This is a genomic window from Paenibacillus illinoisensis NBRC 15959, assembly GCF_004000925.1.
Taxonomy (GTDB): Bacteria; Bacillota; Bacilli; order Paenibacillales; family Paenibacillaceae; genus Paenibacillus; species Paenibacillus illinoisensis.
The window spans coordinates 83474-98452 of sequence record NZ_BIME01000011.1 but is presented as its reverse complement, the minus strand read 5'-3'; the positions used below and the strand labels follow the sequence as shown (position 1 = coordinate 98452).

The following is a 14979-nucleotide window of genomic DNA, read 5'->3' as shown; positions in this document are numbered from 1 at the left end:
AAGACAGGAAGGAAGCAAAGCGATGGACTTCAAACCGCTATCAGTATTTATCGACCGCCTAACAGATTGGCGTATTCCATGGGCAGAGGTTTTGGTTTTGCACCGTAATCAAGAGGTCTTCCGCTACAGCAGCGGTTATGCTGACTTGGAAGAACGTATTCCCATCCACGATACGCAGATCATTCGGCTGTATTCACTGACCAAAATTCTGACCTGTACGGCAGCCCTTCAGCTGGTAGAAAAGGGAATGCTCCTGTTAAATGACCCGTTGTCGGACTATCTTCCCGAATATGGCGAGATGGCCGTGAAAGTGACCTTGCCGAGCGGTGAAATGGTATTGGAGAAAGCCAAGAGAGCGATCCGGGTACGTGATCTCTTTACCATGTCGGCCGGGCTCTCTTATGATATCCGTTCCCCTTCGATCCTGGAAGTCGTAAGACGCACAGGCGGCAGAGCGCCAACCCGCGAAGTTGCGGCGGCCATCGCCGAAGAACCGCTGTTGTTCGAACCGGGTGCGAGGTGGAGCTACAGTTTAAGCCATGACGTTCTTGCCGCTGTGGTCGAAGCCGTGGACGGAAGACGGTTCGGCGCCTATGTTCGGGATGAAATTACCGGCCCGCTCGGGATGCGTGATACCGGCTTCGATGTATCGGAAGAGAACCAATGCCGCTTGGCTCCACAGTATGAATATAGCGAGTCTTTAAGCACACCTATTCGCAAGGAGGGGAACGATTACCGGATCGGTTCGGAATATGAGAGCGGCGGTGCCGGGTTATACTCCACAGTGAATGATTACGCCGTCTTTCTGAATGCACTTACCCATCAAGGAACAAGTCCCGAAGGCGTTCGAATCCTGGCACCCGAGACGGTGAATCTCATGAGAACGGATCATTTGACAGAGGCAACCCGAAGTCATTTCACGTGGTCGCAGCTTGCGGGGTATGGTTACGGGCTCGGTGTTCGCACCCATTGCTCCAAACAGACCAGCGGGTCGCTCAGTCCGCTTGGTGAATTTGGCTGGAGCGGCGCAGCCGGTGCTCTGGCGATCATAGACCCGTCCTCTCAGCTGACCGTCATGTATGCGCAGCATATGTTGAACAATCAAGAGCCCTATGTGCATCCACGCTTGAGAAATCTCGTATACGCTTGCTTGAACCAACGTTAGGAGGAATTGGCATGAGAATTCGATATGATCGCTTTCCGGGTGGGGTGCATAAGGCCATCACTCTGAGTTTTGATGATGGGAAGATTCATGACAGGAGACTGGTCGGGAAGTTTAATGAATATGGCCTCAAAGGCACGTTTCACCTAAACAGCGGTACGCTCGGAAAAGAAGGATTTCTTACAAGGGAGGAGATACGTCCCCTGTTCACAGGGCATGAAGTATCTGCACATACCGTCAGCCATCCTTTTCTCGATCAGTCCCCGGTCGAACAAATGGTTCAGGAAATTACGGAGGACCGAAAGGGATTGGAGGCTCTGGTTGGTTATCCTGTGCGGGGGATGAGCTACCCTTTTGGTACATATAACGACCAGCTTGTCTCGCTGCTGCCTTCGCTGGGAATAGAGTATGCCCGGACAGCAGCAAACGAGTTCGGATTCAATATGCCTTCAGACTTCCTGAGATGGCATCCGACCTGCCATTATCGGCAAATGGTGGAGTACGCGCAGCAGTTACTTGCTTTAAAGCAGAGGCATACCAAGATGGCATTGCTGTATGTGTGGGGGCACAGCTATGAATTTGAGAACGACAACAACTGGGAGCTGATCGATCGATTTGGAGAACTCGTTGCCGGAAACGAAAACATCTGGTTTGCTACGAATGCTGAAATTGTTTCGTATATGCATGCATTGCGGCAGCTCCGATTCTCGGCAGATTACCGGATCGTCCATAATCCATCTGCACAAAGTGTATGGGTAAGCGTGGAAACGGACGTCGTAGAGCTTGCGGCAGGCCAATTGACCGAGCTCGGTTGATGATCCTTTTTTGCTGTCATTCTCTGGATCATTTCTCCTAATAGATGAAGAGAGGACTGAAGTGCGATGTCTACCGAGGGCATGCAAACAACGAAATTACAAGGAAAACAACGTTATATACAAGCCATTGAGGACATTCTATCGAAAACGCTAAACAATATGGATAAGTTCGGGTCCCGGTTTCCCCATGTCAGTCTGAATGGAACTTATATTTTGAATGATAACGACGACTGGACAGATGGCTTCTGGCCGGGGATATTGTGGTTGTGCTATGAATATTCAAACGATGAACGCTACCGGAAGGCAGCAGAAGGGGCCGTAGCAAGTTTACGTCAGCGGCTTGAGCAGCATGTCTCCCTGGATCACCATGATATCGGATTCTTATACAGCTTATCGGCCAAAGCCCAGTGGATTGTAGCTGGAGATGAGCGTGCTCGGGAGCTGGCTCTGGCTGCAGCTGATGTATTAGTGAAACGTTGGCGGACTACGAGTGACGGCAGCGGTTATATTCAAGCGTGGGGAGCAACAGATAACGAGCAAGAAGCAGGGAGGATTATTATTGATTGCCTGCTTAATCTGCCGTTATTATACTGGGCAAGTGAGCAGACGGGTGATTCAACGTACGCTGAAATAGCACAGATCCAAGCGGAGAAAACACGGCGTTATATCGTTAGAGGGGATGATAGTTCGTATCATACGTTTTTCTTCGATGCGAAGTCGGGTGTTCCCATCGGCGGTGCGACACATCAGGGCTACAACAATGGTTCGACCTGGACGCGGGGGCAAGCATGGGGTGTATATGGGTTTGCGCTATCCTATCGTTATACTGGAAATAAGGTGTTTCTGGAGACTTCCAAACGTATGGCCCGCTACTTCCTTGAACATTTGCCCGAGGACAGTGTTGCTTATTGGGACTTCAATGCTCCTGTAGCTGCGGATACTTACCGGGACAGTTCAGCCTCAGCAATCGTCGCTGCCGGACTGGCGGAACTCATCTCACATTTGCCTGCTGCTGATTCAGATCGTCTGTATTTCGAGCAGATGCTGGCAACAAGCATGGAATCGCTGATCAACAACTATGCTACAATCGGTGACGATGAGGAAGAGGGCTTTCTTGAGCATGGCTCATATCATATCCATGGAGGCTTATCCCCCGATGATTATATGATCTGGGGCGACTACTTTTACCTGGAAGCGTTAATGCGTCTTGCACATGATATTCCTGGTTATTGGTATGAGCGTAGCGGGAAATAAAACTGGAATAATGGGTTATATAAAGCATTGGGAAACATGGATAAGAGGCTTGGAAAAAACACCGTACTGACACATTGGGATGATGACCCTCGTTCAAACTTGGTTCTTTTGATAGGGCCGTGGGAGAGGGCATTGTCCCATACTTTTTTATAGAGATCATAATGCCTATATACCTATCATATCTCGGTTGAGAGATTATCGGCTGTACAAGCGAGTCATTTTCCTGCAGAGTACTCAGCTTATGCAGGATGGGATATTGACCATAGAGCAACGGGTCTTGGGAATGGTTGGAGGGGCTGAGGGTGAATCCTGTTGCACCCATAGAGAGTCTAGTGAATTATCTAACAAGACGTATAGACAGGTCATCTTTTGTCTCTGGAGGGGGAAAAGTGGCCTGTTTTATTAGTTTTTAGCGAGGACAGATAAAAAAAGAGTAAGCTTCGTCATCGGAACATTATATTCCATACGATTTAATATAGTCCAAATTCACAATGCAGACGTTATAAAAGCTAGATCAATACTACACTAAAGAAAAATCGAAAAAACATGCTTAAAGTCCTAAAAATAGTTCGTAAAGCACAGGAATTCTCTACGAGAATGTCGCAAAATGGGTTTTATCTAAGTAAAAAAGGAGATATAGTATCCATCGAATATGAGAACACATTGTCTAGATATAGTCTGATGCTTACCTTACAGCAATGGTTACAAATTCAGGATTAACTCTAAATGACGGGGGAAATAGTCAATGAAGAACGTAATACGCAAATTGATGGTCCTGCTTACCATTGCATTAACCTTCCAGACGGGACTCGGTAATTATATTACACCGACCACTTTTGCAGCCACGGGTCCTGTGTTGTCTGTATCTGGAGGTTCGGCTTCATTCGTGGCTGGAGATAATTCGTCCTCAACTCCGGTTGCTATCGACTCTGGCATAACGGTAACCGCGGATAGCAGCACTACCCTTGAAAGCGCAACAGTGGCGATTACAGGCAATCTTCATGTTGGAGAAGATGTGTTGATTTTCATTAATGACGGGCGGACCATGGGGAATATTACAGCTAGTTATAATGTATCCACTGGCGTGCTGACGTTGACATCCGCGGGCGGAACCGCAGCGTTGGAGCAGTGGCAAGCCGCTTTGAGGTCAATTACTTATACAAATACGGCGGTCACGCCAATTACGGCGACACGTACGGTTAGCATGACGGTGACGGACGGCGTTAATACAAGCAGTGCGGCTACGCGAACGGTGACGGTGACGGATACCGACCAGACACCAATGGTGACCACGAGTGGTGGTTCGACCCATTACATCTCTGGAACTTCGACTTCGGTTGCTATTGACGGCGGTCTGACGGTATCAGACCTGGACAATGCAACCTTGAGTAGCGCAACGGTTAGCATCACGAGCCACTTCGACGCGGGAAAAGATGTACTGGCTTACATTAATGATGGGGCGACCATGGGAAACATTACGGCGACTTATAATGCATCTACAGGCGTGATGACGCTGATATCATCAGGCGCAACCGCATCGTTGGCACAGTGGCAGAGTGCGTTGCGAGGAATTACGTTTTCAAGCACGAGTGCCACGCCAGGGCAGCGCAACATCAGCTACGCTGTAAGCGACGGAACGAAGACCAGCGCTGCTGCTACACATACTATGGATGTAACAGTGATCGTGCCTCTCAGTCTGACTACAAGCAGCGGTTCGGCTTCATTCGTGGCTGGGGATAATGCGCCCTCAACTCCGGTCGTTATCGACTCCGGCATAATGTTAACCGGAGATAGCGGTATTACGCTTCCAAGCGCAACAGTGGCGATCACAGGCAATTTTCATGCTGGAGAGGATGTACTGAATTTCATCAATGACGGGCTGACCATGGGGAATATAACAGCTAGTTATAATGCATCTACTGGTGTGCTAACGCTGACATCAGCAGGCGCCATTACAACGTTGGCGGAGTGGCAAGCTGCTTTGAGATCAATTACTTATACAGATACGGCGGTCACGCCAAATACGGCGACACGTACGGTTAGCATCACGGTGACGGACGGCGTCAATAAAAGTAGTACGGCGACAAGAACTGTAACGGTGACGGAAACCGACCAGACACCAATCGTGAACACGAGTGGTGGTTCGACTAATTACATTTCTGGAGTTTCGACTCCGGTGACTATGGACAACGGTTTGACGATAGCAGACCTGGACAATACGACATTGAGCAGCGCAACGGTTAGCATTACGAGCCATTTCGACGCGGGAAAAGATGTACTGGCTTACACCAATGATGGGGCGACGATGGGAAATATTACAGCGAGTTATGATGCTTTCACTGGCGTGCTGACGCTGACATCATCAGGCGCAACCGCAACGCTGGCGCAGTGGCAGAGTGCGTTGCGAGGAATTACGTTCTCGAGTACGAGCGCCACGCCAGGGCAACGCAACATTAACTACACTGTAAACGACGGAACGAAGAACAGCGCTGCTGTTACACATACAGTACAAGTAGCTGTGATGACGCCTCCGAGTCTGACCACAAGTAGCGGTTCGGCTTCATTCGTGGCTGGGGATAATGCGCCCTCAACTCCAGTCGTTATCGACTCTGGCATAACGGTAACAGCAGATAGCAGTACTACTCTTGCAAGCGCAACAGTGGCCATTACAGGTAATCTTCATGTTGGAGAAGATGTGCTGGGATTCACCAATGACAGGCAAACTATGGGTAACATTACGGCCAGTTATAATGCAGTTACGGGTGTGTTGACGCTGACATCAGCGGGCGGAACTGCAACGTCGGCGGAGTGGCAAGCTGCCTTGAGATCAATTACTTATACAGATACGGCGATCACGCCAAATACGGCGACACGTATGGTTAGCTTCACGTTTACGAACGGCGTCAATTCAAGCAATACAGCGACACGAACTGTAACGGTCACAGCTATCAATCAGACACCAATTGTGACCACAAGTGGTGGTTCGACTAATTACATCTCTGGAGCTTCGACTCCAACAGCTATTGACAGCGGTGTAACGGTAGCCGACCTGGATAATACAACCTTAGCTAGCGCAACGGTTAGCATTACGAGTCGTTTCGACGCGGAAAAAGATGTGCTTGCTTTCATGAATGATGGAGCGAGCATGGGTAATATTGCGGCGAATTATGATGCACTTAATGGCGTGCTGACGCTGACGTCCGCAGGTGGAACCGCAACGTTGGTGCAGTGGCAGAACACATTGCGAGCAGTTACTTACAAAAACACACAAGTTTCTACGAATATGACGACGCGCACGATCAGCTTTACCGTAAGCGATGGTGACAAAATGAGCAGCATCGCAACAAAGAGCATTACCTTGCAGGCATTAAGCAGTTTAAGGGCTACTCCAAATACGTTAAACGTACTGAGCGGAGAGACTGCATCCGTGGCCATTACAGCTGTTTTTTCAGATCAGTCGGAAAGAGATGTGACCTCATTGGTAACCTGGACTGTTCGCAATCCGTCAATTGCTAATGTTACCAGCGGCAGGGTTACAGGTAAGACAGCGGGCAGTACTGTCGTCAGTGCTGTGTATGGAATCCAATCGGTTGATATAAACGTAACAGTAACCGGTACGCCAGTTTCGGGGTCAGGATCCTCTCCGAGCAGTCCAAACAATACAAGCACTTCAATCGATACGAGCACTCCGGCTGAAACAGACTCTTCAACGCCCCCAGTTCAGGAGACCAAGTATTTTCACGCTCTTGTTGAAACTGATCGGCTCGTAGCTTTTATACAAGAAGCATTGGCCGGTAACGCTGTGACATTCCAGGACGCGGCGTCCCATTGGGCTTCCAAAGATATTTTAACCGCTGCCAAGATAGGCATAATTAAGGGCTACCCAGATGGCAGATTTAAACCGGATGCTTCTATTACAAGAGCAGAGTTCAGCACACTTCTTGTTAAAGCATTTGCCCTGCGTTCAGGAAGCGGAACGTTTGAGTTACGAGATATTCAGAACTCCTGGGCGCGAGACTCTATAGAAATTCTTGCTTCCAATGGAGTTATCAACGGGTACTCTGATGGAACCTTCCACGCTGATTACAAGATTACACGAGCCGAGATGGCTGCTATGATCTCGAAAATCCTGATTTTTCAGAATACTCCATCTGGCGATGCTGCCACATTCGTTGATGTAGCACCCAAGCATTGGGCGAAGGAGATCATTGAAGCGGCTGCAAAGGCGGGGTTGCTCGAGGGCAAGAGCCAGAACCGGTTTGAACCGGACGCCAATCTCACGAGGGCGGAAGCCTTAACGGTTATCATGCGCATGCTGAGAAAGAATCCAACGATAGATCAATTGCTGGGTTAACCACAAAATAGCTCATAGCTTCTAAACTGAGCAGATGTAAGACTAAGATTTGTCCCTCTCATTGTTAACAGGTGTATAGCTAAACCTGCTACAGTGTGGGGGCATTTTTATGTGTACAGTTATACAATATGAGTTGTGATTTTAATGAAATAGACCATCCTGAGCCTTTTCGGTGAACTGACCGAGGCTAAGCAGACTATTACGAATTATCACCGACGAACGGCTTGCTGTCCGAAGAACTGGCTTCGATACTGGCAGGCAAAGTTGTGGCCCTGATCCGTCCATTAGATTCTCGCGTGCGCGTGCACTCTGCTGCTCATCGTACAGGTGCTGTGTTGTACCATGATCTAGGTTTACCTAAAAGGTTAAATTCTTTGCGCTCTCTCCTGAATGGAGTTTAATTGCATTTGAGAATAACTTAAATTAGTGGGAACTCATTTGAAAACGTATACGTAAAAAATAGAGTATGTGACATACATTTATATATTAGGAGAGTTGCTGATGCAGAAAAATCGCCCAAAAGATCGTAGTTTTCACACGGTAAACAAAGTAATCGCTTGTGTTTTGACACTCGTACTCGTCATTATCGCATGTGCGGTACCTGTCAACGCGGAAGAAGAACAGATTCAGACAACACCATCCAGGATTCCTTTAACAGAGTTAGAGAAAACCATTGATTCTTATGTTGAGTCGTATGAGAAGTATACCGCTGCCGTTTCTGTTGTGGCGATCAAAGATGGCGAATTCATAGTAAATAAGGCATATGGCTTTGCGAATATTGAGAATCAGCGAAAGGCAGATACCTCCACTGTTTTTGAATGGGCTTCTATCTCTAAACTGTTGGTCTATACGAGTCTGATGCAGCTTGTTGAACAAGGAAAGCTTGATCTGGATACGGATATCATAGAATATCTGCCAGAGGGATTTTTCAAAAAACTGAAATACGATGAACCGATTACCCTGATGAACCTGATGCATCATAATGCGGGTTGGGAAGATCAAACAGCGACCGAAGTGTATTATTACAACGACAATGAAGATTATGATTTAGGAGAAACGCTGCGTAAAAACGAGCCGAAACAGATATACAAACCGAATAGCGTCGTCGGTTATTCGAACTATGGCGTTGGTCTAGGCGGTTACATCGTGGAATTGGTAAGTGGCCAACCTTATTATGAATATGTTAATCAACATATTTTTGAACCGCTTCATATGAACGACACTACGGTTCATCCAACGGGGCAGGATCGTCCAGACCTCGTGCAGAGAAGGAATGAGATTGAAGGGTACACGAAAGATTTGAAACTGATCCCTGAGAACAGAGTGTACGTAACGTTCTATCCTACAGGGGCAGCCATGGGGACAGCTGAAGATTTAGGGAAATTCCTTGCAGCGCTGATGCCTGTTGATGATAACAGTGTATTATTTGCCAAGAGAGATACGTTAGACGAAATGTTGTCAACCAGTTTGTATTATGACGGGACTTCGATTCCAGATTTGCGCATGGGTTCGCTGAGATGGAATATTGGGTACCTACACTGCTTCACGAGGGGAATTTAAAAGGATTTTCAAGCAAAGTTGTCTTTGATCCAGAATCCAAATTTGGGATGGTGGTCATGACAAACATTGCGTTTGAGGAAGTCTATTATTATGGACTTATTAGCAAGATTTTCGGTAACAGCACATACGTTAATTCGGTTACTTCTGAGGGAGGGGGATATTTTCAATCTGCAAGACGGCCCGCCTCTAGATTTACCGATTTATTTAGGCTGCTTGATATAAGCAAATTTTCAAAAGCGGAGTTAAGTAGTGTTTATAATGTGGTCGAGCATCATGGCGTTGTTGAGAAAATTTCCTATACTCCTTACATGGATTACTTACCTGTATCGAATCTAAAGGTGAATTTGATTACAATATCGCTTATTCCTGTTGCGCTAGCCATCATTTTCAGCTTAGGTGCTCTGATCGGTTACATAATCCGGATGCTTCTTTACAAACTTAAAAAACGAGGAAATCTTTCAACCCATTTCGATAAATATTATTTTGCCATTAATTTCACAGGTGGGTTGCTCCTACTCAATCTTTTTATCATCCTTACCAGACTTCCAAGTTATCCTGCTTATTCTTCATTACGCATCAATTTAGGGTTTAATCTGCTATATGTAGTCCTGGCAGTGGCGTATCTTGGTTTGCTCATTTACAAACTGCGGAAGAGTAGTTACGCCAAAAAGCAAAAGGTGATGTACATTATGTCTGGCATCTCGGCATTTATCTTGGCTGCTTTTGTTGTGGGTTGGAATTTGTATGTTTAGAAAAAGCGGGAAGAGATAAAAGGATGACTTAAGCATAATTGAGAGATGCCAAGGTTAGACTTCGTAATGCCACCCTCAGAGTGTGAGATTTCAAAGGTGAGTTATTCATAGATCAGGGATAAGGTGGTCAAAGAATGGAAGCAAAAATGTTGTTTGGCGTTGGTTTAGTCTTTGAAACACCTGAATTCGGAACCATCGTTATGGGGGCCAATGAAGAGTTGGATGAAAAACTTCCGTCAAAAATCAAAGAGATGATCGGTGACCAGATTATCATCAAAAAAATGGACGGGGAAGAGCAAGTGTATGGAGTCGTTTCTATTCAAATTAATCATTCTGTAGCCGGCAAAAAGAATATCGGTATATGTTTGGGGAAAGAAATTTCCCCAGAAGAAGTACCAGCCGGTTCAATCGTCTACTGTTATCCATGATTGATCAGTAGTGTGTGCTTTGGTAAAGCTATATGGAGTGGCAATTTCTTATTGAACTGGCTGTGCTCATCTTTACTTTTATTCGGTTCGAGGAAACAAAACAACTGGTGGCGTATGCAGGATCTGTAGTATCAAAAACCCGACATAAATTGCGGGTTTTTGATACTTTATTGTTGGGAGATGAAAGGCGCTATCCAGTAAATTCCTGGACCCATGTGTTGTTATAATAAGCAATACCGATATGAGTATAACTATTATTCAGTATATTTGCTTTGTGGCCAGGGCTATTCATCCACTCCTTCATAACCTGGGTAGGGGTGGTTTGCCCTTTTGCGATGTTTTCTCCAGCGGTATTATATGTGATCCCGAATTCCTTCATCATATCGAAGGGGGATCCATGTGTTGGCGAATTATGATCAAAGTAACTGTGGTTGTACATGTCCTGTGCCTTGACCATAGCCACATTTGACAATTCTTCATTCCTACTCAAGGAACTTAATCCCGTCTTGGCCCTTTCTTGATTGACCAGATCCAGAACCTGCTGCTCAAAATCTGTTTTATCCGTAGTATTTTTTTTACCTTCCTGTACTTGTCCTGTTGGCTCCTTATTTTCAAGATTTCCTGCAGGTGCCTGGTTTACTGTATTTCCATCCGGTGTTCGAATCAGATCCAACAAATCCAATGGAATTCCATTTTGGGCTTCTTTTGTTGTAATAGATCCCTCTTGCCTAGATGTAGCTGTTGATGATGCCTGTGTGAGGACAGAGTTTGGTGCAGCAGCATGATCATGAATTGAAATTTGTTTTTGCTCAGGAGTCACTTGTTTTTGCATCATATTGTTATGGGACGAACAGCCTGCCACCAATAATAATATTGTTAAAATGAAAAACTTTGCCATTTGCCAACCTCCTAGATCCGTTAGTTAATGAAGTTCCGGGATTTATGTTTTCCTGTATGCCATTTACTTATTCCTAATATGGTTCTCTCCTTATCCAGTACTTTTTTATGATCAATACCATTTAGATCGCCTTGTCTTTTTTTGTGTCTCGAGGAAAGCAAAGCGTGTTGCGAATGGTTATGGATAAAGAAGGCCATATCGGGTCATAAATGCATCACGGGATGAATGTTATCTATTTCATTGGCATTCCTGATGAAAGGAGTATTTCGATGGATAATTGGGAGAATCTATTCAAACTAATTTTACTCATTTATTATTGCCGCGAGATACAGTGTACTTTTCGAAGTCCTGCTTAACTAAACGCCTCCGTTGGTGGGATAGACAATTTTATAGAGTATAAACCATATGCTGCATCATATAAAACAAACTGAAAGCTAGTATTTGATAATTCGATTAAGTCAGAAACTGCGTTTAACACAGTATTCAAGCTGCGGGGCTATCGCCCCTTGATTGACAGATGTATAATCATGGAAGAAATCTCAGTCAACAAACGCCCCAGCCTAAGATAAGAGCGGAATCAGGCGACAACCACTGAGAGGCAAGTCCTGACGGACCAGTCGCTACGCTCCTTTAACCCTCTCGGATTCGTGAATACAACAACGTTATCTGAAATCAGGACAAATATGTAATATCAAAATCTAGGAGTGTGATTCGACTTGGAGAACTCAAATTTAAAAGATCTTATTGAAAAATACCTGAGCGCATATAACACGTTTAACATTGATGGAATGATAGGAGTTTTGAATGAAAATATTCATTTTCGAAACGTTTCTAAAGGTGAAGTGAATTCGGACACAAAGGGGATTCAGGAATTTCGCACATTAGCAGAGCAGTCAATTCAGGTGTTTTCTCAAAGGCGTCAAGTAATAAAGAACATTATTTTCTCAGGAGATAAAGCAGAGGCTGCCGGACATACTTGGCATACGCCAAGCGTCGTGAATGCGGGAACGTTAGCCCGAAAAAGTTCTTAGTTTAGGAGGAGTCAATATGATACTAGAAAAAGTTATAAATAAAATTGAAATACAAAGTGAATATAAGGATTTGGTTGATAAGTATATAGATCAGATCCTTACCGAATTTAAAGGTAAGATTCATAGCGTTTATATGTGTGGCTCAATTCCCAAAGGAACTGCTACACCTTTTAAATCAGATGCGGACTTTACTATAGTCTGTGCAAATCCCAAAGATATTGATTACGAAAGATTGACAAATATTAAAGACAGGCTTTTGAAAGAATATCCAATAGTTACTAAGATTGATACGATCATTTGCTCAATTGACGATGTATTAAATAAACCGAATGAGTGGGGTTTTTGGGTTAAGATCATCTGTGTTTGCGTATATGGTGATGACATTGGTGAAAAAGTACCACCGATCATTATTTCTCCAGAGTTCATTCTAGACTTAAATACAGAGACCAAGGAAGAAGTAGACCGTGTACGTCGTTCACTTTCTACTGCTAGTGATGACACGATGAAAACTAGATATATTAAAGGGTATTCGAAGAGATTAATTCGTGCATTATACTCTTTGGTTATAGTAGATACAGGTGTATGGCAAGATGACATTATTGAGATGAAGAATGCCATAATAAAGTATTGCGAGATTGACTCCGCTTTAGTTGAGTATCTGTATGCTTGTTACTTGGATAGTAATGTACTTGTTGAAGAGTTTCTGGGAATTGCAGATGAAGTATATAGCTATTTTGAGATTGCTCTAAATGCAATGAGAAAATCATAAAGCGGTTTACGAATTGCGATATCGGTACGGCTCGATACCCGACTTAGCATCTTAGTGGACTGTGCAATATATTTCACAGTTGGCCAAGAAACTTACTTGGTTACTTATCATAACGAGGGTTATACTATTATATAATGAAAGCTATCTTAGGCTGCTTCGTTATGCCGAGCATCATAGTCTGGTTTTAACAAGCTTTTACGAAGAGAAACTCTTGCTGGATGAAATGATCTATTATAGATACAGATTACGTACAGATTGAAACATAGCAGCATGAATTGAACAAAAAAGTGGTGGTTGAATTGGGGTAACCGTTAAAGATTTACTGCAGCTTCCTTCATTTAGAGGAGCACAGGTGATCACTGGAACAAGTAGGCTTCATCAGACCGTGTCCTCTTTATCTGTGTTGGAAGTGGCGGATGTCAATTTCTTCTCACAAATTATTCAAACCGTTCAAGAAGAATGGTACGCTGAAGAGCTGGTCATCAGCTCTTTTTATTCCATTAAGGACAGCGTGGAGCAGCAATGTCAGACGGTTCAATACTTGCATGACCTTGGTGAAATGGGATTGATTTTGTATTATGTTGGCATTGTATTGCCGGATATCGCCGATGAAGTGCTTGAGCTGGCAGAATCGCTGAATTTTATTATCATTTGCATGCCGAGAAACGATTACTCGCTTAGGTATAATGAAGTCATTTATGAAGCCATGGAGGCAATCGTAAGCAATCAGAAGGTGAATGAGCATTTCGTGAATGAATCACTGGAAAAGGTCTCGCTGCTGCCGGAACATTTGCGGAGCGTGGAAATTACCCTTAAACTGCTGTCGGACCGGATGAAAGCGAACATCGTTCTGACAAACAGCAACCTGGATATCATCAATCGTGTCATGTGGCCGCGCAATTCATCGCTTGATGTGACGAGTCTGATCCGGTCCATGGCGCCTTCCATTTTGAACGGCAGAATGGGAGGAGATGAGCTGGATTCGTCCTGCTTTGTTGAATACAAACGTGTTCATCAAAAAAACGGAGAGGTCCTTTACCTGTTTCTCATTAAAGAGAATTCGAAGCTGCCTCCGAAGACGATGGATCAAATCAGCGAAGTGGTGCAGGTGGCCATCAATTTGTGGGGAGACAAGCATAATGAGGTCAGCGAGTACGCTTTGGTTAAAGCCATCGTGAATGATGAAAGCGAAAAAATGCGCCGATTGGCCAGTTTGCTCCATATTGACGTTTCCGGGATTCAAATGATGTGGCTCGTGTACGTTCAGGATTTGTCGGAGGAAAGAAGGGTAAGGGAAGATTTAAAAGCGCATCTCTTGCAATATTATAAAACCGCGGTCATTCAAACGATCGATCACTGCGTTGTCGTGTTGCTAGGGAATTGTTCATCTAAATACAATGAGTTTGAAATCGCAGCGGAATATATCGAAACGACGGGTCTCATCGCTGACATATCAAGCATCGTTTATTCTCCGAGAATGCGTAACACACAGGACGTACGCCGAATGTATCAGCTCGTTAACGGAGTCTCTAAAGAGGTTCACCGCATTTATCATCACCGCAAACTATACACCGCAGCTGAAGTTCGTTCTATGAAACGAGCCATAGACCTCAGTAAGCAAGGGGAAGAAATCACTGAAGAATGCCTGTCCGTGATGGAGCCAATTATGGACGACCCTGACGCGTTGAAAACCCTGATGACTTTTCTGCTGGATGCGAAGGGGAATATGGATGATTGCAGCAAGCTGTTGTTCGTCCACAAAAATACGGTGAAATATCGCATTAAAAAAATTTGCGAGCTCATAGGGTATGATGTGACCATCAATTCCGAATCGTACGATGTTTATATCGCCTGCATGGTCTACCGTCTCATTCATGACTAAAAAGTTCCGATGTTTTGTCCAATAAGACAAAAACATCGGATTTTTTTTTGTTTTCTGAAAAAGACGCTGACCTC

Annotated in this window: 11 protein-coding genes; 10 read left to right on the top strand and 1 reads right to left on the bottom strand. The window is 44.8% G+C overall.

The genetic code is table 11. The annotated features are described in order from the left end of the window. The first annotated feature begins 22 nt into the window (after positions 1–22). From PIL01S_RS23100 to PIL01S_RS23070, 7 genes are all read left to right on the top strand, one after another. Entirely contained in the window at positions 23–1165 is a 1143-nt protein-coding gene (locus PIL01S_RS23100; RefSeq protein ID WP_127539574.1) for a serine hydrolase domain-containing protein, read from the top strand. An 11-nt stretch (positions 1166–1176) separates the two neighbouring features. Next, positions 1177–1977 carry a polysaccharide deacetylase family protein gene (locus tag PIL01S_RS23095; protein ID WP_127539573.1) on the top strand — a complete coding sequence of 267 codons (801 nt, stop codon included), beginning with the start codon at positions 1177–1179 and terminating at the stop codon, positions 1975–1977. A gap of 66 nt (positions 1978–2043) precedes the next feature. Then, positions 2044–3231 (top strand): glycoside hydrolase family 88 protein, encoded by a 1188-nt coding sequence (locus PIL01S_RS23090; protein WP_246058525.1) that lies wholly within the window; start codon positions 2044–2046, stop codon positions 3229–3231. Between the two features lie 745 nt (positions 3232–3976). Beyond that, complete coding sequence (locus PIL01S_RS23085) at positions 3977–7585, top strand: S-layer homology domain-containing protein (RefSeq protein ID WP_127539572.1); 3609 nt, start codon at positions 3977–3979, stop codon at positions 7583–7585. A gap of 501 nt (positions 7586–8086) precedes the next feature. Beyond that, the gene (locus PIL01S_RS23080; protein ID WP_127539571.1) at positions 8087–9145 is read left to right on the top strand and encodes a serine hydrolase domain-containing protein; all 1059 of its coding nucleotides are present in this window, start codon (positions 8087–8089) and stop codon (positions 9143–9145) included. After that, entirely contained in the window at positions 9103–9897 is a 795-nt protein-coding gene (locus PIL01S_RS23075; protein WP_127539570.1) for a hypothetical protein, read from the top strand. Before PIL01S_RS23080 ends, PIL01S_RS23075 begins: the two co-directional genes overlap by 43 nt. 134 nt (positions 9898–10031) lie before the next feature. After that, positions 10032–10325 carry a hypothetical protein gene (locus tag PIL01S_RS23070; RefSeq protein ID WP_127539569.1) on the top strand — a complete coding sequence of 98 codons (294 nt, stop codon included), beginning with the start codon at positions 10032–10034 and terminating at the stop codon, positions 10323–10325. 190 nt (positions 10326–10515) lie between these two features. On the opposite strand, the gene PIL01S_RS23065 is transcribed toward PIL01S_RS23070, so the two are convergent. Next, complete coding sequence (locus tag PIL01S_RS23065) at positions 10516–11223, bottom strand: CAP domain-containing protein (RefSeq protein WP_127539568.1); 708 nt, start codon at positions 11221–11223, stop codon at positions 10516–10518. A 716-nt stretch (positions 11224–11939) separates the two neighbouring features. Between PIL01S_RS23065 and PIL01S_RS23060 the strand changes: the two genes are divergently transcribed. The 3 genes from PIL01S_RS23060 (at position 11940) to PIL01S_RS23050 (ending at position 14905) form a co-directional block, all read left to right on the top strand. After that, complete coding sequence (locus tag PIL01S_RS23060; protein WP_127539567.1) at positions 11940–12254, top strand: nuclear transport factor 2 family protein; 315 nt, start codon at positions 11940–11942, stop codon at positions 12252–12254. A gap of 16 nt (positions 12255–12270) precedes the next feature. Next, positions 12271–13023: a nucleotidyltransferase domain-containing protein gene (locus tag PIL01S_RS23055; protein ID WP_127539566.1), complete on the top strand. Its 753-nt coding sequence runs from the start codon at positions 12271–12273 to the stop codon at positions 13021–13023. 352 nt (positions 13024–13375) lie between these two features. After that, positions 13376–14905 carry a PucR family transcriptional regulator gene (locus PIL01S_RS23050; protein WP_246058524.1) on the top strand — a complete coding sequence of 510 codons (1530 nt, stop codon included), beginning with the start codon at positions 13376–13378 and terminating at the stop codon, positions 14903–14905. Positions 14906–14979 lie beyond the last annotated feature (74 nt).